Below are 26,390 nucleotides of genomic sequence, written 5' to 3'. Positions count from 1 at the left end.
GAATGAGCTACGTAGAGTTGAAAATTACGCCTCGCGACGAAGCCCCGCAATGGGGCTCGGCCGATCTACGGAAAAGTGCACCGATCAGTGGAACTGCACCTGAACTCTCAACGCGGCCGCCACTCGAGTGCCCCAAAGTCAATCTTCCCTTTGAAATCTCGGATATTTCTGCACTTGATCAGAACATGGCGCGAACCTACTGCGGTTCGATTCCGGCCGCTTTGATGATCCGTCCCCATTTGCCGATCTCGGCTTTCAGGAACGTCTCGAGAGCTTCCGGCGTCGCGCGCTCGGGCTCGACCGGCGCCATGCTGAGCTCGGCAAAGCGGCTGATCAGCGCGGGATCCTTCAGCGCCGTCTGCAGTGCGCCGACGAGATGATCGACGACGGGCTTGGGCGTGCCGCGCGGTGCGTAGAGGCCGTACCAGGTCGTGACATTGAACTCGGGAACGCCGGCTTCAGCCGAGGTCGGCACATCAGGCAGCGTCGCGACACGCGTCTTGCTGGTGATGGCATAGCCCTTGATCGTCTTCGACTGGATGTACGGCGTCGGCCCTGTCGCGGGATCGCAATAGACGTCGATATGGCCAGCGATGACGTCGTTCAGCGCCGGCCCGCCGCCCTTGTAGTAGATCGGGGTGAGCTTGGTATCCGTGGCGCTCATGAACATCAGGCCGCAGAGCTGCGAGGCCGAGCCGAGACCGACATTGCCGAAAGTGACCTTGTCACCGGCATTGCGGATGTGCGTGGCCAGCTCGCTGAGATCCTTGGCCGGAAAGTTCGGCCGCGCCACCAGGATCATCGGGACGTCGGTGACCAGCCCGATCGGGGCGAAGTCGCCGACCGGGTCGAACGGCAGCTTGGCATAGAGGGCAGGGGCGGTGGCCTGGCCGACATGCATCAGCAGCAGCGTGTAGCCATCCGCGGCCGCCTTGGCGACGCGGTTGGTGCCGAGCGTGCCGCCGGCGCCGACGACATTCTCGATGACGATGGACTGTTTCAGTGTCGCGCTCATGGCGCTGCCGAGGATACGCGCGATGACGTCGCCGGGACCGCCGGCGGAGAACGGCACGATGACCGTGACCGGGCGGGCGGGGTAGTCGTCCGCGATCGCCGCATCGCGAGGGCAGAGCAGGAGGAGCAGGATCAGCGATCGTACGAGAAACTTCATCGAACACTCCCTGGCGGCATTGTTCTAGTCGTCGGAAGGCGCCGCCTCCTTGGCTGCCGACGATTTTTCGATCATGTCGAGCGCGGCCACCGCGGCCGCATTGATGTGGTCGACGCAGCAACGCTCGGCGAGATCCGGATCGCCGTTCTGGATCGCACGCCAGATCGCAGTGACCTCGCGAAGGCTCTTGTTGATCCGCTTCGGCTGCGACATCGAGGTGATCCGCAGCAGCTGGATGCGATCGTGCAGCGGCTTGAGCATGCGCTCGATGAAGGCATTGCGGCAGCCGCCGATCAGTGCCGCGTAGAAATCGGTCTTGGCTTCGAGGCTGCCGACGAGATCCTGCTTGGCCGCGGCGGCCTTCAGCCGCGTCAGGGCGTCGCCGATCCGGCGCGCGACCTCGGGGTCGTGAAGCCTGGCGCATTCGCGGCCGGCGAAGCCCTCAAGCACCGCGCGTGCCGCGTAGAGCTGCCGGGCCTCTTCGAGGCTGATCGTGGACACCACGGGGCCGCGGTGCGGAACCGTATTGACCAGCCCGTCGGCTTCGAGCGCACGCAGCGCTTCGCGGATCGAGGGGCGGCTGACGCCCATCATCTCGCAAAGCTCGCGCTCGACCAGGCGCTGGCCCGGTTTCAGCGTCCCCGACATGATCGCCTCACGCAGCTTCTGCGCCACCATCGCCCGGACGGTCGGGACGTCCTCGATGCGGAGTGTCGACTGCAATTCGCGGCGTCTTTCCATGTCCGGGTCCTGTTCGGGAAAACTCAGTACCGGTTTACAGGCAGAATCATTATTTCGGCAATTTGTACGTGGGCGGGCTGGTCGAGGGCGAAGACAATGGAGCGGGCGATATCGGCCGGATCGAGCGCCATCCTGAACTGGTCGAAATAGTCCTTTTCCTTCTGCGTATCGCCGCGGTAGCGGGTCAGGATGATATTGGTCCGGGTCAGACCGGGCTGCAGCTCGGTGACCCGGATCGCGGTTTCCGCCAGCTCGCCCCGGAGGGTCTCGGTGAACATGTGCACGCCCGCCTTGCTGGTGCTGTACGCCGCCATGTCGGGCACGATCCGCACCGCGTTGATGGAGCTGATGTTGACGACATGGCCGGCGTTGCGCTGGACCATGCCGGGAAGAATCGCGCGCGTGACGCGCATCAGGCCGATCAGATTGGTCTGGATGATGTTGGACCAGTCGTCCGCAGAACCGATGTCGAAGCGCGTCCGGCCGCCGATGTCATGGCCGGCATTGTTGATAAGAATTTCGATCGGCTTGAAGTGGGCGGGAATGGCGTTCGGCAGGGCATCCACAGCCTTGGCGTCGCTGATGTCGAGTTGGATCGGAAATACCGCGTCGCCGCACGTTGCCGCGAATTCCTGCAGCGCCTTGGCGTCGCGATCGACCAGCACGACGCGGCGGCCGCTGTCGAGCAGCGCCTTGGTGATGGCCCGTCCCATACCGCCGGCGGCACCGGTCAGCACGACGGTTTGTCCCGATTGTTCAGTCATCGCAGCACTCCCATTCCAGTTCTCATGCAACCGACCAACCGCCGTCGATCGGCAGGCTGGCGCCGGTGATGTCGTTTGCGGCCGGACCGCAGAGGAAGACGACCATGGCGGCGACCGCATCCATTTCGATGAAGCGCTGCGTCGGCTGGCGCTCGCCGAGATAGTCGCGGGTGACGTCGTCGACCGGACGATTGCTGCTCGAAGCCATCGTCGCGATCTTGTTGAGGATGGCCGGCGTCGGCAGCGTGCCGGGGCAGAGCGTGTTGCAGGTGATGCCGCTGCGCGCCGTCTCGATGGCCACCGCGCGGGTCATGCCTGCGATCGCTGTCTTGGTGGTGACGTAGTCGATGCGGTCCTCGACCGCGCGGCTTGAATAGATCGAGCCCATATTGATGATCCGGCCCCAGCCGCGCTGCTTCATCGCCGGCAGCGCCAGGCGGATGAGGTGAAACGGCGCCGACAAATTGACGGCGAGGGCCTGGTCCCAGCGCTCGGGCGGAAACCGGTCGATGGCAGAGAAATGCCGCACGACGGCGTTGTTGACGAGGATGTCGATGGCGCCGCAGCGATCGAGCAGGTCCGCCATCATGGGCTCGATCGCCTCGCGCCGGGACAGATCGGCGCCGGCTGCGATGACCTCGACGCCGAAGCGGGCGCGCAGATCATCTGCGGCCTGTTTCGGCTGAGCGAGGTCGTGAAGGACGATATTGGCGCCCGCGCCGGCAAGGCCTTCCGCGACGGCGAAGCCGAGGCCCGCGGTCGCACCGGTCACGAGTGCCCATTTGTCCTTCATCGCAGCCACGCTCCGCTACGTCTTGTCGAGCTCGGCGAAGACTTCCTTCGCGTTCCGGAACGCATCGACGCCAGCCGGCACGCCGCAATAGATCGCGACCTGCATGAAGACCTCACGGATCTCCTCCTTGGTCGCGCCATTGGCGAGCGCGCCACGGACATGCGTCTTCAGCTCATGCGGGCGATTGAGCGCGCAGAGCATTGCGAGGTTGAGGAAGCTGCGGGTCTTGCGGGTGAGACCCTCGCGGCCCCAGACGTAACCCCAGCAATATTCGGTGGTGAGGTCCTGCATCGGCCGGTTGAACTCGTCGGCGGATGCGATCGCCTTGTCGACGAATTCGTTGCCGAGCACGCTCTTGCGGATTTCGAGGCCGCGGTCGTAGGTCGCCTTGTCCATTGTGGTCTCCGTTTCTTGGTTTGGCGTTGTCAGCTCTTAGGTCAGCTCTTGGGCCAGAACGGTTTTGCCAGGGCGAGTTCGGGCGGGAACACCGTGACTGGAATGCCGGCTTGCCACTGCACGATGGTCATGCCCGCGCCAACGCGGCGGCCTTTCTCGTCGAACTTGATCTCGCCCAGCGGGTAATATTTCGAGGGGCCGCCATCCATGGTGCGCAGCGCTTCGCCGACGGCGACGCGATCGGCCTTGCCGGCCTTCTCCAGCGCGTCCTTGATCACCCACATGTCGCCATAGGTGGAGATCGCGTTCTGCGTCATCCACGGCTCCTTGTAGCGGGTCTTCAACTCGGCAATCAGCGCCTCATGCCCCTTGGCGCCCCAGCTGGCGACGCAGGTCAACACGCCCTGGAGCAGCTCGGGGCTGACGGTCTGCAGCATGTCGGGCTCGGCGATCGCGATGCCGAACGAGATCGTCGGCACCTTGCCCTGGCCGAGGCCGAACTCGTTCATCTTCTCGAGCAGCAGCTTTGCGTCCGAGATCACGGTCGGCAGGAAGAACAGTAAATCGGGCTTGGCCGAACGGATCTTCTGCACCAGCGATGTCGCATCCGCCAGCGGCGGCGTGAACGTCTCGTCGACGATCAGCTGCAGCTGGTTCTCCGCCAGCAGGCCGTCGCGCATCGCCTTGGCCGAGGCGATCGAGGCTCCCGTGTTATCGGTGAGGATCGCGACCGTCTTCGGTCGCTTGCTGGAAGCCGTCTCCGCCAGCTTGATGAGCTGGGGCAACGCTTGCCGTGCCTGCGACCCCGCGGTGGCCGCGGTCTGGAACACGTATTTGAATCCGCGCTCGGTGATCAGGTCGGAGTAGGAGAGGGTGAGCATGGGCAGGTTGGCGCGCTCGGTCACCTCGGTCACGGCGAGGGTGAACGAGGACAGATAGGCGCCGCTGGCCGCGACCAGATCGGTCTCCTGCGCCACCATGCGCTGTGCCGCGTTCTTGGCCTTCTCGGTGGTGTCGCCGGAATCCAGCACCACGAGCTTCAGCTTGGCGCCGCCGAGCGCCTTGACGCCGCCTTGCGCGTTGATGTGGTCGATCGCCATCTCGGCGCCTTCGCGCATCACCGTTCCCGGGCGGGCATAGAGTCCCGAGATCGGCACCAGCAGGCCGACCTTCACTTCAGAAGGTTGCTGCGCCCAGCCGGCGCGGGACGCGATCAGCGTGCCGGAGGCGCCGGCCAGCAGCGTTCGCCGCGATATCGTGATCTTGCTCTTGGCAGTCATGACAATTCTCCTCCCTGAAAAATTGCGCGACGTTGTCAGGATTTCTTCGGCCAGAACGGCTGCGCCTGCGCGAGCTCGGGCGGATAAACGGTGACAGGCACGCCCGATTGCCATTGCACGATGACGACGCCGGCGCCGACCCGGCGGCCCTTCTCGTCGAATTTGAGCTGACCGCCCGGATAATATTTCGAGGGACCGGCATCCATGGTGCGGAAGGCCTGCGCGACCGCGTTGCGGTCGGCCTTGCCGGCCTTCTCCAGGGCTTCCTTCATCAGCCACATGTCGCCATAGGTCGAGATGACGTTCTGCGTCATCCAGGGCTCCTTGTATTTGGTCTTGAGCTCGGCGATCAGCGCCTCGTGGCCCTTCGAGCCCCAATTGGCGACGATGGTCATGATGCCTTGCACCGTCTCCGGGCTGACGCTCTGCAGCATGTCGGGCTCGGCGATGGTGATGCTGAAGGACACGGTCGGGATCTTGCCCTGGCCGAGGCCGAACTCGCTGATCTTCTCGAGGCCCAGCTTGGCGTCCGACACCGCATTTGGCATGAACAGCAGCAGATCGGGCTTGGCCGAACGAACCTTCTGGATCAGCGGCGTCGCATCCGACAGCGGCGGGGTCCAGACTTCCTCGACGACGAGCTGGAGGCCCTCCTGCGCGAACAGCCGCTCCTTGAGAGCCTTGGCGGTTGCCACCGACGTCGCGGTGTTGTCCATCAACATCGCCACGGTCTTCGGCTTCTTGCCCGAGGCGTTCTCGGCGAGCTTCATCAGCGTCGGCAGGCCGAGCTCGGACTGGCGGCTCGCGGTCGCGGCGGTCTGGAAGATGTATTTGAAGCCGCGGTCAGTCAGCAGGTCCGAATAGGACAGCGTCAGCACCGGCAGTTCGGCGCGCTCGGTCACCTCGGTGACGGCCAACGTGAAGGAGGACAGATAGGAGCCGGTGGCGGCGACCAGATCAGGCTCCTGCGCCACCATGCGCTGCGCCGCGTTCTTGGCTTTTTCTGTGGTATCGCCGCAGTCGATCACGACCAGCTTCAGCTTAGCGCCGCCGAGCGCCTTGATGCCGCCCTGCGCGTTGATGTGCTCGATGCCCATCTCGGCGCCCATCTTCATCACCTGGCCGGGGCGGGTGTAGATGCCCGACAGCGGCACGATCAGTCCGACCTTGATCTCGCCAGGTGCCTGCGCGCGCGCTACACCGGCGAGGCCGACGGCCGCGGCGCCGGAGAGCACGGTGCGGCGCGTGAGGCCCGTCGATATTTTACTCTTCGATGTCTTGTCCATTTTGTTTGCTCCCTGGTCCCTGTTTTTTTATCGTCGTCACATGCCGAGATAGGCCTTCCGCACGCGGTCGTCGGCGCGCAGCGTGGCGTTGTTGCCTTCGAGCACGACGTGTCCGGCTTCGAGGACATAGCCGTGATCGGCGGATTCCAGCGCTTCCGCGACCCGCTGCTCGACCAGCAGCATGGTCAGCCCGGACTGGCGCCGGATCTCGATCAGCCGCTCGAAGATGAAGTCCGCAGTCGAGGGCGCCAGCCCCATTGAGGGCTCGTCCAGCATCAGAAGCTTCGGGGAGGAGGCGAGGCCGCGGCCGATCGCGAGCATCTGCTGCTGGCCGCCGGACATCGTGCCCGCGAATTGATCGCGGCGCTCCTTCAGCACCGGCAGCCATTCGAAGATGCGTTCGATATTGGCCTGCCAGTCCCGCCGGCCGCTTTCGGTCATCGCGCCCATCTCCAGATTCTCCATCACGGTCAGTGACGGGAAGACCTGGCGTCCCTCCGGGACGTGGGCGATGCCGAGATGGGCGCGCTGTGGCGGCGGCACCGCGAGCAGATCGACGCCGTCGAACGTGATCGCGCCGCCGCTCGGCTTGACGATGCCGGAGATCGTCTTGAACAGCGTGGTCTTGCCGGCGCCGTTGGGTCCGACGATCGCGACGAACTGGCCCGCGCCGACATTGATCGAGACGTCGTTCAGGACGGGCTTGGCCGAATAGCCCGCGCTCAATCGCTCAATTCGCAGCATGGCCCACCCATTTCTTGCCGAGATAGGCCTCGATCACGCGGTTGTCGCGCGTCACCACTTCCGGCAGGCCTTCGGTGATGACGGCGCCGTGGTCGAGCACGAGGAATCTGTCGACCAGCCGGACCATCGCCTGCATGGTGTGCTCGATGATCGCGATGGTCATGCCGTCGCGCGCGAGCTGCTGGATCACGGCGACGACCTCGTCGGCCTCGCCGTGGCCGAGGCCCGCGAGCGTCTCGTCGAGCAGCAGGATGCGCGGCTGGCCGGCGATCGCGCGGGCGAGCTCCATCAGCCGCAGCTCCTTGGTCGAGAGCTCTCCGGCGACGCGGTCGGCGACGGCAGAGAGTCCGACGCGGGCGACCGCGTCGGCGGCCATCTTGCGCGCCTCATCGTCGGTGCGGGCGCGCACATAGGCGCCGACCACGACATTGTCGAGGATCGACATGCGCAGGAACGGCCGCATCACCTGGAAGGTGCGGCCGATGCCGGCCTCGCAGATCACGTGCGGCCGCTGGCCCGACATGTTGCGGCCGTCGATCAGCACCTCGCCCTGGCTCGGCTTGAGGAAGCCGTTGAGGAGATTGAACAGCGTGGTCTTGCCGGCGCCGTTGGGCCCGATGATGCCGAGAATCTCGTTCTTGTGCAGCCTGAAGCTGACGTCCTGCACGGCCTTGAGGCCGCCGAAGGAGCGCGAGAGGTTCTTCACTTCGAGCACGACCTCGCCGGTGGCGGCACGCTGTCGCGCAGCCGGCTTCAGGGCCGTCACGTTGGCAGCTGCTGCTTCCGGTGTATCACTGACCGCCGCCTTGGATGCGGTGCGCTTGCGCAGGAGGTCGCGCAGCTTCCAGAACAGGCCTTCCGGCGCGAGCAGGATGACGCAGACGATGGCGATGCCGAAGATGACGCCCTGAATGCCGGGGATGCGCGCGCCGGCTTCGGCGTGCAGGATCTCGGCGAGCGGGATCAGGATCACCGAGCCGATCACCGGGCCCCAGACCGTGCCGACGCCGCCGAACATCGCGACCGTCAGCGCCTGCGCGGACACCAGCATGCCGAACACCGATGCCGGGGTCACGACCAGCAGCACCTGCGCGTAGAACCCGCCGATGGCGGCGGCGATCGCCCCGCTCAGCGTGATCGCGCGCAGCTTCCAGGCCAGCGTGTTGATGCCGGCGGCTTCGGCCGCAGCCTCATTCTGCTTGATCGCGAGCAGCGCCATGCCGAAGCGGGATCGCTCGATCACCTGTGTCAGAACGATGGTGGCGAGCATGAGCGCCAGCCCAAGCAGCGTGTAGAGGTGCGGATCGGCGAACTGCATGTAGGCGATCGGCGCCTCGCGCTTGATCGGAAGCGTCACCTCCTGGAAGCCGAGCCATTCGAACACGTAGAGAATGGCGAGCGGGTAGGCGAGCATTGCCAAGGCGAAGTAGTGGCCCTGCAGGCGGAAGGTCGGAAAACCGATCAGGAGCCCGGCGATGCCGCCGAGCATGGCGGCGACCGGGATGAGCAGCCAGGGCGAGATGTCGAAATAGATCTGGCCGAGCGCGGTCGCGTAAGCGCCGATCCCGAAGAAGGCGGCATGGCCGAACGAGATCAGGCCGGTGTAGCCGCTGAGCAGGTTCCACGACAGCCCGAACACCGCCCACACCGGGACCAGCGTCAGGATCAGCTGATAGTAGGAGTTAGTGACGCCGAGCGACACGACCGCATAGGCGAGCGTGAAGAGCAGGGGAGGCAGACAGGAGCGCATCCGCAGCATGGTCACGTCCTCTCGACCATGCGCCCGAAGAAGCCCTGCGGACGGAAGAAGATGATGAGGAGGAAGACGGCGAAGATCGCGGCGTTCTGCAATTGCGTCGGCAGGATGAGCGTCGACATCTGCTGCACGAGGCCGATCGTCATGCCACCCCAGAACGCGCCGATGATGCTGCCCATGCCGCCGAGCACGACGCCGGCATACATGACGATGACGTATTCAAGACCGACGAAGGGGTGGAACGGGTAGTTGGTGGCGAGCAGGCCGCCGGCGATCGCGGTGATGCCGCAGCCGAGCGCGAAGGCGGTGCGATGCGCGCGGTCGACGTCGATGCCCATATAGGTCGCAGCCGTCGGATTGTCCGCGGCGGCGCGGAGCGACTTGCCGATCCGCGTGCGCGTGATCAGCAGCGACAGAAAGACCATGATCGCCAGCGAGACGATCATATCGATGCTGCGAGCCTTGTTGAGGAAGATGCTCATGTCGAAGAAGGGCCCGAGCTCCCAGGCCGAGCTCGACAGCGGCGTGCGGATCGAGGCCAGCACGGAGCCGAACACGATGAGGCCGCCGTTCTGCAGGATCAGCGCGATGCCGAGCGTGAGGATGAGCTGGGCGTAATGGCCTTCGCCTTCGAGCGAGGCGGTGCGCGTGCCTGACACGTGCGAGATCAGCGCCCGATGCACGAAATAGCCGAACAGTGCGAGCACCGGCCCGGCCAGCAGGATGGCGACGAACGGCCCGACGGCATTGCCGAACAATGTCTGGATGCCGGCGGCGGTGAAGAGATAGAAGGCGGTGTACATGCCGAGCATCATGAAATCGCCATGGGCGAAGTTGATGACGCGCATGACGCCGAAGATCAGGCCGAGCCCGACGCACATCAGGCCGTAGACGGCGCCGATCAAAAGCCCCGCGGCGAGCGCTTGCAGGAATCCTTCCATCAGCCCCGCCTCCGCGCCGCTGACAATTCCAAGCTGGTCTCGAGATCGACCATGTTTCCCCCGTACTCTCCGGCACTTCTCATGATGCCGATCGTAAAGCCCGTTCCGTTGCGTTCAGGCGGCACTGCGCGGCGATGTCGCCTGCATTGCCGAGCTGCTCGCAATCGTCGATGAGTTGCTCGAGCCGATGCGCGCGGTCCTCACCGAGGACTCCCGCTGCCGAGCTGCGAAAGCGTGCGCGAATATCCGCAGGTGTCGCGGCAATGACGTCGGGCAGAGCGTGCCGGATGGTCCGGCCGTCGCGCAGCTGCACCGACACTTCCGCACCCTGCTTGCCGGGGAAGGCGGCGGTGAAGCCGGCTTCCGCCTTGAGCTCGGTCACCGAGATCAGGCGGATGATGTCGGCATCGTCGAGCTCGGCGTAATTGTCTTCCTCGATCTCGCCCCGCGCCAGCGTCGCCGCGACGCTGAAGGGAATGCTCATCTTGGCCTGAAGCGCATTGCGGTAGGGACCTATGGAGTCGCAGCCGGGATAGCGAACCGCGGCATCCGGCGCGCGAATGACGACCCGGTCGATCTCCTCCGCGCTGGCGAGTTCGTGCGAAACGCGTAGCGCTGCTTGCGCGGCGGTCTGCGCGAAATTGCAGGCCGGCACCGGCTTGTTGTAGACGGCCATGATCTCGCACTCCCCATTGGGAAACAGCGCGATGCTGTCCGGCGCGGCCTGGCGGCGATAAGCGGCGAACAGGCCGGCTTCACCCTCCAGTATGGTTTCCGAGCCGAAGGCGCCGGCTGCGGCCAGGCCAATTGCCTTGATCGCATTGCTGGCTGCAAAGCCCGGATGGAAATACATGTCGGAGCCACCGGCATGCGGCCACTCGTTGAGCCCGCTGGAGGTATTGGCCGCGATCGCGATCGCGCTGGTGGCCTGGTCCTCGGAAAGGCCGCGTGCAAAACTTCCCGCGAGCGCGGCGCCCAAGGGGGCCACGAGGCCGGTCGGGCGATAGAGGCGTGCGAGGTCCGAGGTCAGCAGCGCGCGGCCGATCCTTGCGCCGATCTCATAGCCGATGATGGCTGCCGTCAGCAGTCCGGCGCCGTGCAGCGGCGTTTGTTCGGACAGCGCGAGAAGGGCCGGCCAGATCACCACGCCGTGGTGCGCGATGCTGGCCGCATGCATGTCTTCGCGCACGAGACCGTGCCCCATCACCGCATTGGCGAAAGCTGCGTCGGCTGGCGAGGAGAGTTGCGACGTCCCGATGATCGTTGCGCTGTCGCCGGCTTGCGCGATCGCAATCGCCTGGCGGCTCCAGGGATGATGGCCCGCCTCGAAGGCGCAGGACAGGAAGTCGAGCAGGCAGAGTTTTGCTTTGGCGATGACGTCCGGCCCGAAATCTCCGAGATCCCGCGCGAGCACGCTCCGCGCCATCTGGCGCGCGAGCGGCATCTTGCCTGATCTTGACGGGCCGGTCGTCATCGCCGGTCGTTCTCCCTGAAAGGTTTGCGCGATCAGCCGCGCATCTCGACGCCGGCCCACTCCTCGAGCACCTTGGCGATCGAGGTGAAGTCGGATGAGGCGCCGTATTTGGCATTGGTGATCGCCAGCATCTGCCGCACCACCGCGCCGCAGACCATCGGCACGCCCATCGCCTCGGCCTCGTCCACGCAAAGACGGACGTCCTTGTAGGAGAGGCCGGTGGCGAAGCCGAAATCGAAGGTGCCGGGCAGCACCGCGCGGGGGAATTTGTCTTCGGAGGCGCTGTTGCGGCCGCTGCTGGCGTTGATGATGTCGATCAGCACTTTTGCGTTGACGCCGCCCTTGACGCCCATCGCGACGGCTTCCGAGGTGATGACGAGTGCGGCTGCTGCCATCAGATTGTTGGCGAGCTTGGCGGTCTGCGCCACGCCTGGCTTGTCGCCGGTGTAGAACAGCTTGCCGAAGTTCTTCAGGATCGGCTGCACGGTGTCGTAGGTCGCCTGCGGGCAGGACACCATCACCGCCAGCGTGCCGTTGACGGCGCCCTTGATGCCGCCGCTCACGGGCGCATCCACCAGCGTCATCCCCTTGGCCTTCAGGCCTTCGGCAACGAACTTCGCTGCGCCGGGCCCAGACGTCGAGAGATCGATGACGATCTTCGTACGGTTGCCGCTGCTGATGCCGTCCTGGCCGAGCGCAACGGCCTTGACGATGTCGGGCGTCGGCAGGCTGGCGAGCACGATGTCGGAGCGTGAAGCGACGTCGGCCGGCGAACTGGCGAGCAGTGCGCCGCGCTTGACCAGCGGCTGAGTCGCCTCGACCTGCGTGTCATAGACGACGAGCGAATAGCCCGCGTCCATCAATCGTCCCGCCATCGGGCCGCCCATGCGGCCCGTGCCGATTACGCCGAGAATCTCTCCCGCCATCGTCTACTCCCTGTCGCGCGATCCCGTGACGGGTGCGCCTTCTTCATCTCGTTGGGTCGAACGCGTTCGCCGGCCGGCCGTCTCGGCCGCCGTCGTCGTGGCAGCGGGGGATCCCGCGCCAACGGCCGGATTGTTATGATTGTCAGACAAGCTGTCAAGCATAACATTTAGGGTCGACAGTTTGCCGCGGATCGGCATAAGGTTCGGGAAAACGAGGAAGACGCTCCGCGTGCCGCAAGTCCCAATTCCGAGTGTGAGCAAGACGCTCGCCGATTTCGTCGCTGCTTCGTCCTGGGCGGAGGTGGAGGCGCAGAGCTCTGAGGCGCGTCGATCGATTCTCAATTTCTTCGCGACGGCGCTCGGCTCCGCGCGCGATCCCGTCGTCATGGCGGCGATGCGCACGCTGTCGCCGTTCAGCGGGGCCGCGACATCGACGGTCATCGGTCACTCGCAGCCGATGGATGCGTTGTGTGCGTCATTTCTCAATGCCATCTCGGCCAATTTGCTCGACTTCGACGACACCCATCCCGAGACGATCATTCATCCCGCCGCGCCGGTTGCTGCGCCGATATTGGCGCTTTCGGAGATGCGCAAGCTGTCGGGCCGGGAGGTGTTGACCGCGTTCATTCTCGGCGTGGATGTGGAATGCCGCATCGGCAATTCAGTCTCGCCGCGCCACTACGCACGCGGCTGGCACATCACCTCGACCTGTGGGATTTTTGGCGCAGCGGCGGCTTGCGCGAAACTGCTGGGCTTGCCCGCGGAGGGGATTGCGAATGCAATCGGGCTCGCGGCGAGCCAGTCGGCGGGCAATGTCGAGAACCTGCCCAGCGCGGCCAAGAATGTCAGCGTCGGCAACGCGGCGCGGAACGGATTGTTTGCAGCACTGCTTGCGCAGCAGGGCTATGAAGCGGCGCCCCGCGCCATCGAAGGCCCGCTCGGCTGGGCGCGTACGATGGGGGACGAGCCCGATATTGCTCGCCTGCTCGATGGTCTCGGCAAGACCTGGGAGATCGCGAAGAACACCTACAAGCCTTATCCCGCCGGCATCGTCTTTCACGCGGTGATCGACGCCTGCCTCTCATTGCGCGAGCGCATCGCTGGACGCGTCGACCAGATCGAGTTGGTGATTGTGCAGGGCTCGGCGCTGCTGCTTGCCCGCGGCGATCGCCCGGTCAACAACGAGCGCGATGCGCGCGTCAGCATCCATCATTGCGTGGCGTGCGGATTATTGCTCGGCACGGCCGGGGTGGCCGAATTCGCGCGTGAGACGGTGGTCCGGCCCGATATCGCGCAGCTGCGGCAGAAGGTGAGGGCGGAGCTGGACAGCGAGATCCCCGATGGTGCCGCGCGCGTGACGTTGCGCTTTTCGTCCGGTGAGGTCCTCACCGAGACCGTCATTTCGCCGCGTGGCAGTCTTGCTGCGCCGCTCACAGATCGCGACCTCGAGGCCAAGCTGCGCGAGGCCGTGCGGACCGGCCGAAGCGACTGGGATGCGGACCGTGTCATCGACGCAGTCTGGCGGCTCGATTCGGTCGACGACGTCGGCAATCTCCTGCAATCGCTGCGACCGGCATCGCGCTAATCAACTTCCAACTCAACTCTCTCAAGACCTGAAAGGGACGATCATGAGCAAGACCGAACTGTTCGAAAAAGGCCTCAAGGTTCGCAAGGAGGTGCTCGGCGAGGACTACGTCAACAAGTCGATTGCCGGGGCCGACGAGTTCACGCGCACCATGGCGGAATGGTCGACCGAATTCTGCTGGGGTGCCTTGTGGACGCGGCCCGGCGTCGACCGGCGCACGCGCTCGATCGTCAATCTGGCGATGCTCGGCGCGCTGAACCGGCCGCATGAGCTGAAGCTGCACGTCAAGGGCGCCCTGAAGAACGGGCTGACCAAGGAGGAGATCAAGGAGATCCTGCTCCAGGTCGCGGTCTATTGCGGCGTTCCCGCCGGCATCGACGCCTTCCGCAATGCGCGCGAGGCCTTCAATGAGGTCGACGCGGCCGGTTCCTGAGCGAATCCCATGGCTGACCCGGACTACGAGCTCTTCGCCATCCGCTACGCAACGCGGGATGCGCAGCGGAGCGAGCACTTCATCGGCGGCGACCCGCATGACGGGCCGATGCCGATGGACTATTTCATGTGGCTGGCGCGGGGAGGCGGGCGCAGCTTCGTCATCGACACCGGCTTCAACGCGGAAGTGGCCAGGCAGCGCAGGCGGAATTTCCTGCGCTGCCCGGTCGAGACGCTTGCCGCGTTCGATATCGACCCTGCCGACGTCGGGGATGTGATCCTCACGCATCTGCACTACGACCACGTCGGTAATTTCGACCGGTTTCCGAACGCGCGATTTCATCTGCAGGAGCGCGAGCTCGCCTACGCCACCGGGCGCTATATGCAATATCCGCGACTGTCGCATTCGTTCGAGGTCGAGGACGTCTGCGGGATCGTGCGGCTGAATTACGCACGTCGGGTGCTGTTCTACGACGGCGATGCCGAGATTGCGCCCGGGCTGACGGTGCATGCGGCCGGCGGCCATTCCGCCGGTCTTCAATTCGTCCGCGTCAACACACGCCGCGGCCCTGTCGTGCTCGCCTCCGACGTCAGTCATTTCTACGAGAACATGACCAGCGAGCGTCCGTTCACGACGGCGTTTCATGTCGGCGACATGCTTGTCGGCTTCGACAAGCTGCGCGTCGCGGCGCCCAGCGCGGACCACATCGTCCCCGGCCATGATCCGCTCGTCATGAAGCTCTACCCGGCGCCAAGGCCGGAGCTGAATGGGATTGCGGTTCGCCTCGACGTGGCGCCGACCGCAACGCCGGCGTAATCGCGTAGCGGGTTCCAGGTCTGCCTCTGCACTGCGGCGGTTCGGAACCAAAGCCTTCGCCTTCGCATTCGCAATGGATCGCCGAATGCGCTTGACGGTGGAGGACGATGAGGGACAGCACGTCGGAAGTGGCCGAGGTCAGGGAGGCCGTTCACCTCTGCATCGACATGCAGAACATTTTCGCCCCCGGCGGTCTGTGGGCGACGCCATGGATGGAGCGGGTCCTGCCGGCGATCGTCTCGATCGTCGCGCGCCACCAGGCCAGAACCATCTTCACGCGCTTCATCACGCCGCAGGATCCGGAAGATCGTCCCGGCCAGTGGCAGAGCTATTTTCATCGCTGGAGCCAGGCAACGCGCAAGCATCTGCCGCCATCCGCGCTCGAGCTGGTGCCCGCGCTGAGCAAGTTCGTTCCGCCGGCTGCCATGATCGACAAGCCGGCCTATTCGGCGTTCAGCAATCCCGCCCTCGCGGGCCGGCTGATCGACAAGAACGTCGGCACGGTCGTGATCACGGGCGCTGAGACGGATGTCTGCGTGCTCTCGACGGTCCTGAGCGCGGTCGATCTCGGCTTCAGGGTCGTCATCGTCGAGGATGCCTTGTGCAGCTCATCCGACGTCGGGCACGACGCGCTCATGACGATGTACCGCACCCGCTTTCACGGCCAGGTTGACCTGGTGACAACGGAAGAACTGGCCGAGTTCTGGCGGGAGTAGGAGGCGATCCGCTCAATTGACGTTGTCGGCGAGCATGTTGCGGACGGCCGTGGCGACCGCCGAAATGCCGCTCGCATCGTGCATCAGCGCGATCTCGCCCTGCTGGGCGTGGCGAATGGCATGCGCCATGATGCGGAGGCGCGGGTCTCCGCTACTCCGCCACATCCGGTCGGCCATCCTGACCGCGCCCATGTGATGCTTGCTCATGGTCTCGACGAACACCGCGTCGAACCGGTCCGCCGGCGCGGCCTTGACCTGTCGCATCTCGGCCTGAGTCAGGAAGCCCGGCATGGCGGCACGCTCTTCGGTGCTGCAGTCGGGCATCTCCGTGTCGAACCAGCTCAGCCACCAGTTCTCGAAGATCCGGCTCTCGCCGGCCTGGCTCGCGACCATCAGCATCGCGAGCTTGCGCAGATGCGGGTCCTGGGCGCGCTCCACGGCGATCCGGGCCAGCTCGATGCCCTGGGCATGATGCGCCGTCATGTGACGGATATAGGTCTGGTCCGCATCCCTGTCGCGCCCCATCCACGGCGGCTCGTAGCCGTGGCTGCCGAACAACGCGATCGCGCCTAACAGCGCCACCACGACCAGCGCACCGGTGATCCAGGCATTGGTGAAGCGGATGTCGCGCCCGGCTGCAGCGCCGCGTCTCCAGCGCAACCGGGCGAACAGGGGATACGTCAGGGCCGAGGTGCCATGAACGAGCAGGCCGATCCAATAGGGCTGCTGCAGCGTGAACAGCGGCTGCCAGAACGGAAACAGCGGCACCAGCACGAACCATTCCGTGGCCGACGAGAATGCGGCCCAGGGCAGCGCGAGCAGCAGGATGGTCGCCGGCCGCAACTCGGCGGTCCAGCGTCCGAGCACACCGAAGAACACCAGCGCCCAGGAAAAATCCGCCCATTGATGAAAGGCGATCCCGGTGAGGACCGCACTCCATGACGGCTCCGCGCTGATCGCCCAGTCGCGCGCGGGAATGGCGGCGACCGTCATCCAGTCGACCGCGGCATCGCGGCCGATCCGGGCGGCGAACAGCTGGCTGACGATGGTGGAGAAAGTGCTGCTGATCAGGCCGAACTCGGCGGCGGCAATCCAGCGCGAACGTCGTCGTCTCCCCGTGACCCGCGACAGGCCTTCGTCAGTGCGCCGCGCTGCGTTGGCAAGTGCTGGTCGCGGCTCTGCGTTCACGTCAGCTGCTTGAGCTTCTTCAGCGGGTTGAGCTCACTCGGCTTGTCCCGTTTGTCGCGGCCGCGCTCGGCCTCGGCCTTGCCGTCATCGTGCAGATCCTGGTCGCCGATGATCTCGCCGACGGCTTGCCTGGTCTTGCCGACGATGCGTTGCTGGAGTCCCTTTGTGTTGCCCATGGCTTGTCTCCAAATGGCTGTCTCCAAGGTGACCTGCCTCCCAGACCCACGCCGCTAACCCCGGCGCCTGAAGGGGCGGTGAGCGCCGGGGTTGCGGTTTCGTGCAGTCTGCCTCCGGCAGGGGGGACGTCGGAGGCGTTGATCAGACTCTCTGCCGCGCGGATGGTTCCTCGCGGCCTTCAGCGCGGATCGAGCGCGATGATCACGCCTTCATTGCCCCGGAGCAGGATGGAAGCATCCGGCAACGCCACGGGCGGCCGGTCGAGATGCGTCGACATCAGCAGGCGGCCGCGGCCCATCCAGTGCCATTTGCGCGGCTCGGCGGCGATGTTGAGCGCGACCAGAAATTCGTTGCGCCCGTCGGTCCGCTTGTAGGCGAGAACGTCGTTCTGCGCGCGCAGCGGCTCATGACCGCCGTGATGCAGGCCCGCATGCTCGCGCCGCAGCGTGATCAGCGCGCGAAACAGCGCCAGGATCGAATGCTCGTCGCGCCGCTGCCCGGCAACATTGGCCGCGCCATCCGGGGGGCTCCAGCGGCAGCCACGGACGGCCCGTGGTGAAGCCGCCGTCGGGGCTGTCGTCCCATCGCATCGGTGCGCGCTCGGGATCGCGGCAGAGGCCATATCCCGGCACCAGCCTCTCGAAAGGATCATGGACGCGGTCGGGTGGAATGGGCACGCGCTTGCGGCCGATCTCGTCGCCCATGAAGAGGAACGGCGTTCCCCGCAGCGTCATCAGCAGCATCGCCAGCACGCGCATTTGCGCTTCGCCGATCTTGCTCGCGACCCGCTGCTTGTCGTGGCCGCCGATCACCCAGACCGGCCAGGCATGCGCGGGCAGGGCGTTGAAATAGGCGTCGATCGTTGCCTGCAGCGAGAGAGCGTCCCATTGCGAGTCGAGCAGGGCGAAACTGAGCGGCAGATGCAGGCGCGGCTTGTCGTTACCGTAGAAATGGCCGATGCGGTCGGTCTTGCCTTGGACTTCGCCGCAGAGCATGCGTCCCCGATAGCCGTCGATCACCTCGCGGATGAATTCGATACAATCCATCGTCTCCGGCCGGTCGTCGGTGAAGACGGGCGTCTGGCGCTGTGGCGGCGGCTTGCTCCCGGCCGCCGGATTGGGCGGGTTGTCGCGCAAGAGTTCGTCCTTGATCAGGACCGCGCTGGCATCGACGCGAAAGCCGTCGACGCCGCGGTCGAGCCAGAACCGCATCACGCCCGCGATCGCGCCTCGCACCTGCGGATTGCGCCAGTTGAGGTCGGGCTGCTCGACCAGGAAGGAATGATAATAGTATTGCCGCCGCGCCTCGCACCATTCCCAGCCGCTGCCGCCGAAGCGGCTCAGCCAGTTGTTGGGCGGCCCGCCGTTCTCGGCCGCATCGGCCCAGATGTACCAGTCGGCCTTGGCGCTGGCGGGCGAGCTGGAGCTCTCGACGAACCATTCGTGATCATCGGCGGTGTGATTGGGGACGAGGTCGAGGATGAGCCGGATGCCTTCGGCGTGCAGAGCTTCGAGCAGCCGGTCGAAATCCTCGAGGCTGCCGAAGGCAGGATCGATCGCGCAATAGTCGGAGATGTCGTAGCCGAGGTCGCGGAACGGGCTCTTGTAGATCGGCGTCAGCCAGACTGCGTCGACGCCGAGCCATTTCAGGTAGTCGATGCGCGACAGCAAGCCGGCGAGATCGCCCTTGCCGTCGCCGTTGGAGTCCTGGAAGGAGATCGGTGCGATCTCGTAGATGACGGCGGATTCCCACCACGCAGCTTTATCACGGGACTCGACGCTCATCGCCTTGCTTCACCTCATTATCGGCGGGCGCTGCGATCTGCCTGGCCGCCGTTCTGACGCTCTCGATGCCCTTGGGGAAGCCGCTGCGGTTCGGATACAGCTTGCGCCGTGCCTCGCGCGGCGGCCGCCTCGGCCTGGTGTCCTGCGCGGCGCGGTAGTCGAGCATGGCGATGCCGCCGACCATCAAGAGCGCCAGCGCGATGTTGCCCTTCTTGGGATTGTCGGCTGTCAGCCCCGACAGCAGCGCGGCGGCATCGAGACCGTCGCCACCGACGCGGGCCCACAGGCCGGCGTTCTTGTCGACCGACAGCGACATGATCCCGGCCAGGATCTCGCGCACGCCGAAGGCGCGGACCATGGTCTCATGGCCTTCCATGCCCAGCGTTTCCGTGACGCGTCTCGGCGCGAAGAACTCGACGACGCCAAGGCCGATGCTGAACCAGCCGAGCGCGCGGGCGAGCTGATCTTCCGGCCGCTTCAGGCTCGGCCCGCCCTCGACGATTTTCGGATCGCCCTTGGTGCGGACGATGTTGGAGAAATGAAACATGGCTTGCTCCTTCAGGGCCTCAGCACGACCTTGACGCAGGAGTCGCGCTTGTCGCGAAACACCTGGTACATCTCCGGTCCTTGCTCGAGCGGGACGGTGTGGGTGATGACGAAGGAGGGATCGATCTCGCCCTCCTCGATGCGGCGGAGCAGGTCGTCGGTCCAGCGGTTGACGTGGGTCTGGCCGGTCCGCATCGTCAGGCCCTTGTTCATGAACGCGCCCATCGGCAGCATGTCGGACAGGCCGCTGTACACGCCGGGCACCGAGATGATGCCGCCGGGCCGGCAGACATAGATCATCTCGCGCAGCACGTGGGGCCGGTCGCTCTCCGCCATCACCATCTGCTTGGCGCGGTCGAGCAGCGTGTCGGGCAGGGAGGCCATCACATGCGATTCCATGCCGACGCAGTCGATGCACTTTTCCGGTCCCCTGCCGTCGGTGAGATCGTTCAGTCGCTCCACCACGCTCTCGGTCTCGAAGTTGATGGTGGTGGCGCCGCCGGCTTCCGCCATGCTGAGCCGCTCGGGCAGGCAGTCGATCGCGATCACCTGATTGGCGCCGAGCAGGATGGCGCTGCGGATCGCCATCTGCCCCACGGGACCGCAGCCCCAGATCGCAACGGTGTCGGTGGGCTCGATGTCGCATTGCACGGCGGCCTGCCAGCCGGTCGGGAAGATGTCGCTGAGGAACAGCAGCTGCTCGTCGGGAATGCCTGGCGGCACCTTGATGTGGGTGGCATCGGCATAGGGCACGCGGAGATATTCGGCCTGGCCGCCTGGATAGCCGCCGGTCAGATGGGTGTAGCCGAACAGGCCGGCCGTCGTGTGTCCGAACACCTTGTCGGCCAGATGGCGCTTGCGGTTGGTGGTCTCGCACACGGAGAAATTGCCGCGCTTGCACTGGTCGCATTCGCCGCAGATGATCGTGAAGGGCACGACGATGCGGTCGCCCTTCTTCAGCTTGCCGTCGACGCCGGAGCCGACCTCGACCACTTCGCCCATGGTCTCGTGGCCCATGATGTCACCGGGCAGCATGCCCGGGATGAAATTGTGGAAGAGGTGCAGGTCGGAGCCGCAGATCGCGCAGCTCGTGACCTTGATGATGGCATCGCGCGGGTCCTGGATCTCCGGGTCGGTGACGGTGTCGCAGCGGATGTCCTCCTTGCCGTGCCAAACCAGCGCCTTCATCTTCCGTCCTCCCGACTGAACCAGTTGGCCATCTAAGTCGAGGCGTGAACGTTGGTTGCTAACGCCGCGCGCAAATTCTTCGCACTGCACCGGCTGGCGCAAATCGCGACGCGGATAGGAACGAGAGCGCAGGGCAGTAATTGGGCGTGATCAACCTCAAGCGAGGACACGCTCATGCCCGCCAATCAACTCGCAATCGTCACCGGCGCTTCCACCGGTATCGGCCTGGAACTCGCAAGGTGCTGTGCCCAGGCGGGATTCAACCTCGTCATCGCGGCTGACGAGCCGATGATCGAGCGGGTGGCGGTCGATCTGCGCAGGCTCGGCGTCAGCGTTGAGCCCGTCGAGGCCGATCTCGCCACCACCGAGGGCGTCGACAAGCTCTGCGCCGCGGTCGGCGACAGGCCGATCGACGCGCTGCTGGCCAATGCCGGAATCGGGCTCGGCAGGGCGTTCCTCGATCAGGATTTTGCCAGGGTCAGGCACCTCGTCGACACCAACATCACCGGCACGCTCTATCTGATCCATCGCGTCGGCAACGAGATGCTGCGGCGCAAGTCCGGACGCATCCTGATCACGGGCTCGATCGCCGGCTTCACGCCCGGCAGTTTCCAGGCGGCCTATAACGCCAGCAAAGCGTTCCTGGACTCATTCTCGTTCGCGCTGCGCGAGGAATTGCGTGACAGCGGCGTCACCGTCACCTGCCTGATGCCGGGCGCCACCGATACCGAGTTCTTCCGCCGCGCCGGGATGATGGACACCAAGGTCGGCACCGAGCAGAAGGACGGCGCCTACGACGTCGCCAAGGCGGGGTTCGATGCGATGCTGCGCGGCGAGTCCGATGTCGTCACCGGGCTGAAGAACAAGATCCAGAGCACGGTCGCCAACGTCACCCCGAACGAGATGCTGGCCAGGCAGCATCGCAAGATGGCCGAGCCGGGAACGGCGAAGTCGTAGGGCGATGTCGTCGCAACTTCCGCGGCGCTGCCCGGCTGAACCGGCGGACTGACAAAAGGAGGAAAGCCGATTCACATAGCCTAATGCGCGGCGGCCCCGAAGCGGTCACATTGCCCGGGCTGGAAAGGGGGCTGCGATGGCGATGGATCGCATCGAACAGGCCTTTGTCGCGACCGCGATCACGGGTTTTCTCGTGATGGTGGCGGCATTTACCTGGATGATGATGAGCTGACGCGGAAAGGCTTGCCGTCTTGCGCGTCGCGCTACCTTACGTCGCCGTTGTGTTGTGCCTGGCGGTGACCGCCTGGCTCGCCTTCGCGCATCTGTTCTGATTCCCGTTTGGTTGCGGCTCGTTCATCCCGCAGGCGCAGCCCGTTCAGGCGACGATGGCTGCGGCGATGACGGTTGACCGTCGACGAGGCTCGCCAGATTCTGCACCATGGCCACGATGTCGATCGGCTTCTCCCAGATCGGCACGTCCTGGAATTCCGGCTCGATGCTGATCCTGTCGTAGCCCGTGGTGAACACGAAGGGCACCTGGCGTGCCCTAAGCTCCCGGGCGACGGGAAAGATCGGCTTGGCGCGGATGTTCACGTCGAGCACGGCTGCATCCAGAACGCCGCCATCGTGCAGCATTTCGACCGCATCCTCGATGTGGCCGACGGGACCGGCGATCTCCGCGCCGAGCGCGCGCAGCGCCTTGCCGATGTCATCGGCGAGAAAATATTCATCCTCGACCACGAGGATACGGCGACCCGTTAGTGGCGAGCTTAGCCTAGGCGGGGTGGTGGAGACAGACATGATCCCTCCAGCAAGCCTGCCGGACCGATGGGAACATAGGGTCGGAGGCCGGTTTGGTCCCAACGATGGAAGCCGGGGTGGGTTCCATGGCCAAACGCGACTCCATCATCATTTGCCTTTGATCCGTTGGGAGAATGTCGATTTTTGCTATGGTAGGGGCCAGTGCGCACCGAGCATGTCGAGCGTCCCGGGAGCGAGCTGCGCGCGCCACAGGCGAGCGCCTCCAGGCCACATTTCGAGGAGTTCGCGAGCAACCCTGAAGAGCATCCCTGAGTAGCCGAAACCGTCCACGAGGATACCAGTCTCTCAACGAGGAGTTACATTTGGCCCACGAGGAGCCCGGAGCTTCGCCCGAGGAGTTGCAGTTGGTCAACGAGGAGCTGACCATCATCAACGGCGAGCTGACGCACCGTGTCGAGGAATTGACGCGTGCCACCCGCGATCTCAAGAGTTTCCTGGAGAGCACGCGCATCGCGACCGTCTTTCTCGACAATGAGCTGCGCGTGATGAACTTCACACCGGCAATTACCCAGCTCCTGCATCTCGTGGAGACCGACACGGGCAGGCCCATCACTCACATCAAGGCGCGCATCCCGATCGAGGAACTCTATGACGACATTCGCCGCGTGCTGCGTACGCTTGCGAGCGCCGAGCGTGAGCTGAGCGCGCTGGATGGCGACACGCGCTACATCGTGCGCATCCTGCCTTATCACAGCATCGACGATGTCATCGCTGGCGTTGTCATCACCTTCATCGATGTTCCGGCGATCACCCGCGCCGAGGAGCGGCAGCGCCTGCTTTTGGCCGAGCTGCAGCACCGCGTTCGCAATACGCTCGGCGTGGTGCGCTCCATCGCCCGCCGTTCGGCCGAATCCGCCACTACTGTCGAGGAATATGCTTCCCATCTCGACGGACGGCTGAACGCGTTTGCCCGCACCCAGGCGCTGGTGACACGCGATCCCGAGGGCGGTGTCGATCTGGAATATCTCGTGGTCGAGGAGCTTCTCGCTTATAATGCCCGCGAGGGCGAGCAGATGCAGGTCTCAGGTCCCAAGGTGCGCTTCCAGCCCAAGGCCGCCGAAACGTTCGCGCTCGCGATCCACGAGCTTGCGACGAACGCGCTGAAATATGGCGCCTTGAGCCAGCCGAGCGGGCGTATTGAAATCGGCTGGCGCATCGACGAAAGCACGGAGCCCGCGGAGCTGGTGTTCGAATGGCGCGAGCGCAGCGGGCCACAGGTCAAGCCGCCGCCGCGAAAGGGCTTTGGCACGGAGCTTCTGGAGCGCACGCTGGCGTTCGAGTTCAAGGGGCTGACCTCCCTGGCATTCGACCCCCCGGGGCTGCAATGCACGATCGCTATTCCGCTGAACAAGCGCACGTTCCACACACCGGATGGCTGACTGATGTCCTTGTCGACCTCCGATCGCAGCCTGGTGGAGCTGGTCATTCGCCGGCTGAACGTGATGCGGCCGTTGTCGTCGGAGGCCCGTGCGTCGCTTGAATATGCGTTGCTCGAAGGTCTCGTGCGCGCCGGGGCGAGTGAAGACTTGATCTCGGAGGGCGATCCCGTTGACAGCGTCCGTGTGGTGCTATCAGGCTGGCTCTGCCGCTACAAGACGCTCGAGGACGGCCGGCGCCAGATCGTCAATTTCATCTTTCCGGGCGAGAGCTGTGACGCGCACGCGTTCTTGCTCCCCGTGATGGACCATTCCATCGCGACAATGACGCCGGTGGTCTACGCCGAGATCAAGCGCGCACGTTTCGAAAGTCTGACGATGAGCGATCGCTCGCTCGCCGAGGCGTTCTGGTGCGAGACCCTCGTCAACAACGCCATCCAGCGCGAATGGGCCATTAACCTCGGTCGCCGCACCGCCTTGGAGCGCGTGGCGCATCTGTTCTGCGAGATATTCGAACGGCTTCGTCCCGTCGGGATGGTCGACGGCAATTCCTGCGTCATGCCGGTCACGCAGATGGATCTCGCCGACGCCACCGGGTTGTCGGTGGTGCATCTTAACCGGACGGTGCAGGAGCTGCGTGCGACCGGTCTGATCGTGCTGCGCGACCGCACGCTGACCATCAACGATCTCGACGCGCTCAAGGACGCGGCGTTGTTCTCGCCGAACTACCTGCAGCTCTATCGGCCCGATTGATCGAGGCCGGGACAGCCGGCTAGCCGAGACCTTCGGTGCGTCCGGGATTGGCCGGCTCGCCCCCCCCCCCCCTGAAGTGCCGTGCATTCGGCTCGCTTGCGATACTCCTCCGCCATTTCCAGCAGCGCAGTCCGCGTTGCGGGGGAGGAGCTGAGAGCGGCCTGGCTCTCGCAGATTTTCTGCAGTCGGCGATAGTCGTCCATTTACGCCAATCCAAGCCGGTCACTCGATGTTCCCCAGATTAGCAAATTTTGTCACCGACTAATTTAACCTAGGTTATGCCGCGACCATGGGATGCGCCTGGTCTGCAACCGCTGTGGTTCTGGAACGTTCTAGAACCATCGCTATGCGCAATGACCTCAATCGGTAAGAACGCAACGGAGCGCTCCGACGACCCAGTGATCAGGGAGAACGCCCATGTTGACGCGGCGTCGAGTGAAGCAAACGGATCTGTTGGAGATGCGTCTGACCGCCGAAGCGGAGCGGCTGCGCGAAGAAGCCAAGTCGCTTCCGCCCGGAGCGGCGCGCGACGAGATGTTGCGTAAGGCGCGCCAAGCGGAGACCGGGTCCCAGATGAGCGAGTGGCTGCGCTCGCCGGGCTTGCAGCCGCCGGTTTGACGCCGGCTTGGCCTGGCGTGTGAACGGAGCGAAGCGTGCAGCAGTTCAGGCGGCACGCGCCGGGAACGGGTTAGATGTCGGCGCGTACCGATGCGCTGATGTCGTGGGCAGAAACCGGAAAAATGAGCGCCACGTCCATCGTCCCCGTTGTGTCCGGTTGTCACCCGGCGGTGCCTTCCGTCAACGCCGCTTCGCGGCTTTGGTTCGCCGGTTGTAGGGTGAGCGGTTGGCCGGACGCAGCGAAATCCCTTCGCGCTGCGCCTTGCTGCGAATGGCCGCGACCGGGCGCTGCAACTTGATGCTCATCACGCCCGTCGGCGTGTTTCCCTTCGCGAGCTGCTTCAGCTTGCTCACATCCGCAGGCGTCCACGGCTGACGCGCGCGGCGCTTGTACGCGGGATTGGCCTTGCGTGGCCCCTTGCGGCCGATCGGGGAGCCCGGCCGTTTCCATGCTGTCTTCGCCATGATGTTTCTCCTTCAAGTCGTTCTTGAACATGCGAATCAGCAATTCGGTTCCGGCGCAGTCGATTATCGTGACGAACGGCACGCGAGCACGAGGGACGATGACGTGCGGCCGTCCTCGCGCAAAATCGCGCAGCTTTAACTTTTTGAAATGCCGGAACCCGCCTTTGCGACGGAAGCTGAATGACAAGAGAACCTCGACCCCGGCGGCCCCCGCCGGCGCCGATTTCCGTCCAACCGAAATCACCGTGAACAACAATGACCGCCAAACGCAACCGCAGGAAACAGACCCAATCGCTCCAGGAGCGATTGGCCGCATTTGCCGAAAACGCCCGCGAGCGCGCACTCAGCCTGCCGCCTGGCAGGGAGCGCGAGCTGCTGCTGCAGCGCGCCAAGCAGAACGACGTGACCTCGAACCTGACGGACTGGCTGAGCGCACCGGTCTGCACGAGACGAGGAGAATGACGATGCGCAACTTCAAGCATTACCGCGCGTTCCAGATCGATCCGGACGGGCATGTGTTCGGATGCATCAATCTCGTCTGCGATAATGACGAGCAGGCCAAGCGCGAGGCCGCCTCGCTCGTGCTGGCCCATCGCATCGAGCTGTGGCGGCTGGACCAGCGTATCGCGAAATTCGATACGCCGCAGGACGTGGCGCGCCAGTAGCGGCAAGGAACCGGTTGCTGCCCCCCGGG

27 protein-coding genes and 2 pseudogenes are annotated in these 26,390 nt (G+C 64.9%); 10 read left to right on the top strand and 19 right to left on the bottom strand.

Annotated elements, in window-relative coordinates; all coding sequences use genetic code 11:
- Nucleotides 1-196: 196 nt before the first annotated feature.
- From BM190_RS25185 to BM190_RS25130, 12 genes are all read right to left on the bottom strand, one after another.
- Nucleotides 197-1,171 (bottom strand): tripartite tricarboxylate transporter substrate-binding protein, encoded by a 975-nt coding sequence (locus BM190_RS25185; RefSeq protein WP_092260040.1) that lies wholly within the window; start codon nt 1,169-1,171, stop codon nt 197-199.
- Nucleotides 1,172-1,195: 24 nt separating this feature from the next.
- Nucleotides 1,196-1,912 carry a GntR family transcriptional regulator gene (locus BM190_RS25180; RefSeq protein ID WP_018320628.1) on the bottom strand — a complete coding sequence of 239 codons (717 nt, stop codon included), beginning with the start codon at nt 1,910-1,912 and terminating at the stop codon, nt 1,196-1,198.
- Between the two features lie 23 nt (nt 1,913-1,935).
- Nucleotides 1,936-2,649 carry an SDR family oxidoreductase gene (locus tag BM190_RS25175; RefSeq protein WP_244550729.1) on the bottom strand — a complete coding sequence of 238 codons (714 nt, stop codon included), beginning with the start codon at nt 2,647-2,649 and terminating at the stop codon, nt 1,936-1,938.
- A gap of 49 nt (nt 2,650-2,698) precedes the next feature.
- Nucleotides 2,699-3,469, bottom strand: coding sequence for an SDR family oxidoreductase (locus BM190_RS25170; protein WP_092260036.1), 771 nt, complete (start codon nt 3,467-3,469; stop codon nt 2,699-2,701).
- A 15-nt stretch (nt 3,470-3,484) separates the two neighbouring features.
- On the bottom strand, nt 3,485-3,865 hold the full coding sequence (locus BM190_RS25165; RefSeq protein WP_028140570.1) for a carboxymuconolactone decarboxylase family protein: 381 nt from the start codon (nt 3,863-3,865) through the stop codon (nt 3,485-3,487).
- 41 nt (nt 3,866-3,906) lie between these two features.
- Nucleotides 3,907-5,145, bottom strand: a complete 1,239-nt coding sequence (locus BM190_RS25160; protein ID WP_092260034.1) for an ABC transporter substrate-binding protein — start codon at nt 5,143-5,145, stop codon at nt 3,907-3,909.
- Nucleotides 5,146-5,180: 35 nt separating this feature from the next.
- The gene (locus BM190_RS25155) at nt 5,181-6,431 is read right to left on the bottom strand and encodes an ABC transporter substrate-binding protein (protein WP_018320623.1); all 1,251 of its coding nucleotides are present in this window, start codon (nt 6,429-6,431) and stop codon (nt 5,181-5,183) included.
- Between the two features lie 36 nt (nt 6,432-6,467).
- Nucleotides 6,468-7,175 (bottom strand): ABC transporter ATP-binding protein, encoded by a 708-nt coding sequence (locus BM190_RS25150; RefSeq protein WP_018320622.1) that lies wholly within the window; start codon nt 7,173-7,175, stop codon nt 6,468-6,470.
- Complete coding sequence (locus BM190_RS25145; RefSeq protein ID WP_177237276.1) at nt 7,162-8,934, bottom strand: branched-chain amino acid ABC transporter ATP-binding protein/permease; 1,773 nt, start codon at nt 8,932-8,934, stop codon at nt 7,162-7,164. Before BM190_RS25145 ends, BM190_RS25150 begins: the two co-directional genes overlap by 14 nt.
- A 2-nt stretch (nt 8,935-8,936) precedes the next feature.
- Nucleotides 8,937-9,872, bottom strand: a complete 936-nt coding sequence (locus BM190_RS25140) for a branched-chain amino acid ABC transporter permease (protein WP_092260030.1) — start codon at nt 9,870-9,872, stop codon at nt 8,937-8,939.
- A 79-nt stretch (nt 9,873-9,951) separates the two neighbouring features.
- Nucleotides 9,952-11,346: an MmgE/PrpD family protein gene (locus BM190_RS25135; protein WP_092260028.1), complete on the bottom strand. Its 1,395-nt coding sequence runs from the start codon at nt 11,344-11,346 to the stop codon at nt 9,952-9,954.
- 32 nt (nt 11,347-11,378) lie between these two features.
- Nucleotides 11,379-12,272, bottom strand: a complete 894-nt coding sequence (locus BM190_RS25130; protein ID WP_092260026.1) for an NAD(P)-dependent oxidoreductase — start codon at nt 12,270-12,272, stop codon at nt 11,379-11,381.
- Nucleotides 12,273-12,501: 229 nt separating this feature from the next.
- On the opposite strand from BM190_RS25130, the gene BM190_RS25125 reads away from it, so the two are divergent.
- From BM190_RS25125 to BM190_RS25110, 4 genes are all read left to right on the top strand, one after another.
- Nucleotides 12,502-13,857, top strand: a complete 1,356-nt coding sequence (locus tag BM190_RS25125) for an MmgE/PrpD family protein (protein ID WP_092260385.1) — start codon at nt 12,502-12,504, stop codon at nt 13,855-13,857.
- 43 nt (nt 13,858-13,900) lie between these two features.
- The gene (locus BM190_RS25120) at nt 13,901-14,290 is read left to right on the top strand and encodes a carboxymuconolactone decarboxylase family protein (RefSeq protein ID WP_008557256.1); all 390 of its coding nucleotides are present in this window, start codon (nt 13,901-13,903) and stop codon (nt 14,288-14,290) included.
- A gap of 9 nt (nt 14,291-14,299) precedes the next feature.
- A complete protein-coding gene (locus BM190_RS25115) occupies nt 14,300-15,106 on the top strand; it encodes an N-acyl homoserine lactonase family protein (RefSeq protein WP_092260024.1) in 807 nt (268 codons plus the stop codon).
- 107 nt (nt 15,107-15,213) lie between these two features.
- Entirely contained in the window at nt 15,214-15,822 is a 609-nt protein-coding gene (locus BM190_RS25110) for a cysteine hydrolase family protein (RefSeq protein ID WP_092260022.1), read from the top strand.
- A gap of 12 nt (nt 15,823-15,834) precedes the next feature.
- On the opposite strand, the gene BM190_RS25105 is transcribed toward BM190_RS25110, so the two are convergent.
- The 5 genes and pseudogenes from BM190_RS25105 to BM190_RS25085 form a co-directional block, all read right to left on the bottom strand.
- On the bottom strand, nt 15,835-17,010 hold the full coding sequence (locus BM190_RS25105; RefSeq protein ID WP_092260020.1) for a DUF305 domain-containing protein: 1,176 nt from the start codon (nt 17,008-17,010) through the stop codon (nt 15,835-15,837).
- Nucleotides 17,007-17,186, bottom strand: coding sequence for a CsbD family protein (locus tag BM190_RS25100; RefSeq protein WP_092260018.1), 180 nt, complete (start codon nt 17,184-17,186; stop codon nt 17,007-17,009). The genes BM190_RS25105 and BM190_RS25100 overlap by 4 nt, the downstream gene beginning before the upstream one ends.
- A 179-nt stretch (nt 17,187-17,365) precedes the next feature.
- A pseudogene (locus BM190_RS25095) lies at nt 17,366-18,971 on the bottom strand (alpha-amylase family glycosyl hydrolase).
- Nucleotides 18,952-19,518 carry a hypothetical protein gene (locus BM190_RS25090; protein ID WP_018320612.1) on the bottom strand — a complete coding sequence of 189 codons (567 nt, stop codon included), beginning with the start codon at nt 19,516-19,518 and terminating at the stop codon, nt 18,952-18,954. Before BM190_RS25090 ends, BM190_RS25095 begins: the two are co-directional and overlap by 20 nt.
- Nucleotides 19,519-19,529: 11 nt before the next feature.
- The gene (locus tag BM190_RS25085) at nt 19,530-20,705 is read right to left on the bottom strand and encodes a zinc-dependent alcohol dehydrogenase (RefSeq protein WP_028140556.1); all 1,176 of its coding nucleotides are present in this window, start codon (nt 20,703-20,705) and stop codon (nt 19,530-19,532) included.
- 174 nt (nt 20,706-20,879) lie between these two features.
- Between BM190_RS25085 and BM190_RS25080 the strand changes: the two genes are divergently transcribed.
- Nucleotides 20,880-21,662 carry an SDR family NAD(P)-dependent oxidoreductase gene (locus BM190_RS25080; protein ID WP_092260016.1) on the top strand — a complete coding sequence of 261 codons (783 nt, stop codon included), beginning with the start codon at nt 20,880-20,882 and terminating at the stop codon, nt 21,660-21,662.
- A 354-nt stretch (nt 21,663-22,016) separates the two neighbouring features.
- On the opposite strand, the gene BM190_RS25075 is transcribed toward BM190_RS25080, so the two are convergent.
- The gene (locus tag BM190_RS25075) at nt 22,017-22,463 is read right to left on the bottom strand and encodes a response regulator (protein ID WP_049814996.1); all 447 of its coding nucleotides are present in this window, start codon (nt 22,461-22,463) and stop codon (nt 22,017-22,019) included.
- A gap of 162 nt (nt 22,464-22,625) precedes the next feature.
- Here BM190_RS25075 and BM190_RS25070 point away from each other — a divergent pair.
- The 3 genes and pseudogenes from BM190_RS25070 to BM190_RS25060 form a co-directional block, all read left to right on the top strand.
- A pseudogene (locus tag BM190_RS25070) lies at nt 22,626-23,863 on the top strand (sensor histidine kinase); the annotation flags it as partial.
- 3 nt (nt 23,864-23,866) lie between these two features.
- The gene (locus BM190_RS25065) at nt 23,867-24,613 is read left to right on the top strand and encodes a Crp/Fnr family transcriptional regulator (protein ID WP_092260014.1); all 747 of its coding nucleotides are present in this window, start codon (nt 23,867-23,869) and stop codon (nt 24,611-24,613) included.
- Nucleotides 24,614-25,030: 417 nt separating this feature from the next.
- Nucleotides 25,031-25,231 carry a hypothetical protein gene (locus BM190_RS25060; RefSeq protein ID WP_018320604.1) on the top strand — a complete coding sequence of 67 codons (201 nt, stop codon included), beginning with the start codon at nt 25,031-25,033 and terminating at the stop codon, nt 25,229-25,231.
- Between the two features lie 180 nt (nt 25,232-25,411).
- Here the strand turns inward: BM190_RS25060 and BM190_RS25055 are convergent, their stop codons facing one another.
- Complete coding sequence (locus tag BM190_RS25055) at nt 25,412-25,696, bottom strand: hypothetical protein (RefSeq protein WP_092260012.1); 285 nt, start codon at nt 25,694-25,696, stop codon at nt 25,412-25,414.
- Between the two features lie 255 nt (nt 25,697-25,951).
- Between BM190_RS25055 and BM190_RS25050 the strand changes: the two genes are divergently transcribed.
- Both BM190_RS25050 and BM190_RS25045 read left to right on the top strand, forming a co-directional pair.
- Entirely contained in the window at nt 25,952-26,158 is a 207-nt protein-coding gene (locus BM190_RS25050) for a hypothetical protein (RefSeq protein ID WP_018320602.1), read from the top strand.
- Between the two features lie 2 nt (nt 26,159-26,160).
- Nucleotides 26,161-26,361, top strand: a complete 201-nt coding sequence (locus tag BM190_RS25045) for a hypothetical protein (RefSeq protein WP_092260010.1) — start codon at nt 26,161-26,163, stop codon at nt 26,359-26,361.
- Nucleotides 26,362-26,390 lie beyond the last annotated feature (29 nt).

The sequence above is a fragment of the Bradyrhizobium sp. Rc3b genome (genome assembly GCF_900114915.1).
GTDB lineage: Bacteria > Pseudomonadota > Alphaproteobacteria > Rhizobiales > Xanthobacteraceae > Bradyrhizobium.
Note: the sequence above shows the minus strand (reverse complement) of the source record. Positions and strands in the feature narration are given on the sequence as shown.

Coding starts and splice junctions, on each gene's coding strand:
- BM190_RS25185 (WP_092260040.1), bottom strand. CDS start 1,171: ATGAAGTTTCTCGTACGATCGCTGATCCTGCTCCTCCTGCTCTGCCCT.
- BM190_RS25180 (WP_018320628.1), bottom strand. CDS start 1,912: ATGGAAAGACGCCGCGAATTGCAGTCGACACTCCGCATCGAGGACGTC.
- BM190_RS25170 (WP_092260036.1), bottom strand. CDS start 3,469: ATGAAGGACAAATGGGCACTCGTGACCGGTGCGACCGCGGGCCTCGGC.
- BM190_RS25165 (WP_028140570.1), bottom strand. CDS start 3,865: ATGGACAAGGCGACCTACGACCGCGGCCTCGAAATCCGCAAGAGCGTG.
- BM190_RS25160 (WP_092260034.1), bottom strand. CDS start 5,145: ATGACTGCCAAGAGCAAGATCACGATATCGCGGCGAACGCTGCTGGCC.
- BM190_RS25155 (WP_018320623.1), bottom strand. CDS start 6,431: ATGGACAAGACATCGAAGAGTAAAATATCGACGGGCCTCACGCGCCGC.
- BM190_RS25150 (WP_018320622.1), bottom strand. CDS start 7,175: ATGCTGCGAATTGAGCGATTGAGCGCGGGCTATTCGGCCAAGCCCGTC.
- BM190_RS25145 (WP_177237276.1), bottom strand. CDS start 8,934: ATGCTGCGGATGCGCTCCTGTCTGCCTCCCCTGCTCTTCACGCTCGCC.
- BM190_RS25140 (WP_092260030.1), bottom strand. CDS start 9,872: ATGGAAGGATTCCTGCAAGCGCTCGCCGCGGGGCTTTTGATCGGCGCC.
- BM190_RS25135 (WP_092260028.1), bottom strand. CDS start 11,346: ATGACGACCGGCCCGTCAAGATCAGGCAAGATGCCGCTCGCGCGCCAG.
- BM190_RS25130 (WP_092260026.1), bottom strand. CDS start 12,272: ATGGCGGGAGAGATTCTCGGCGTAATCGGCACGGGCCGCATGGGCGGC.
- BM190_RS25120 (WP_008557256.1), top strand. CDS start 13,901: ATGAGCAAGACCGAACTGTTCGAAAAAGGCCTCAAGGTTCGCAAGGAG.
- BM190_RS25115 (WP_092260024.1), top strand. CDS start 14,300: ATGGCTGACCCGGACTACGAGCTCTTCGCCATCCGCTACGCAACGCGG.
- BM190_RS25110 (WP_092260022.1), top strand. CDS start 15,214: ATGAGGGACAGCACGTCGGAAGTGGCCGAGGTCAGGGAGGCCGTTCAC.
- BM190_RS25100 (WP_092260018.1), bottom strand. CDS start 17,186: ATGGGCAACACAAAGGGACTCCAGCAACGCATCGTCGGCAAGACCAGG.
- BM190_RS25090 (WP_018320612.1), bottom strand. CDS start 19,518: ATGTTTCATTTCTCCAACATCGTCCGCACCAAGGGCGATCCGAAAATC.
- BM190_RS25085 (WP_028140556.1), bottom strand. CDS start 20,705: ATGAAGGCGCTGGTTTGGCACGGCAAGGAGGACATCCGCTGCGACACC.
- BM190_RS25080 (WP_092260016.1), top strand. CDS start 20,880: ATGCCCGCCAATCAACTCGCAATCGTCACCGGCGCTTCCACCGGTATC.
- BM190_RS25075 (WP_049814996.1), bottom strand. CDS start 22,463: ATGTCTGTCTCCACCACCCCGCCTAGGCTAAGCTCGCCACTAACGGGT.
- BM190_RS25065 (WP_092260014.1), top strand. CDS start 23,867: ATGTCCTTGTCGACCTCCGATCGCAGCCTGGTGGAGCTGGTCATTCGC.
- BM190_RS25060 (WP_018320604.1), top strand. CDS start 25,031: ATGTTGACGCGGCGTCGAGTGAAGCAAACGGATCTGTTGGAGATGCGT.
- BM190_RS25055 (WP_092260012.1), bottom strand. CDS start 25,696: ATGGCGAAGACAGCATGGAAACGGCCGGGCTCCCCGATCGGCCGCAAG.
- BM190_RS25050 (WP_018320602.1), top strand. CDS start 25,952: ATGACCGCCAAACGCAACCGCAGGAAACAGACCCAATCGCTCCAGGAG.
- BM190_RS25045 (WP_092260010.1), top strand. CDS start 26,161: ATGCGCAACTTCAAGCATTACCGCGCGTTCCAGATCGATCCGGACGGG.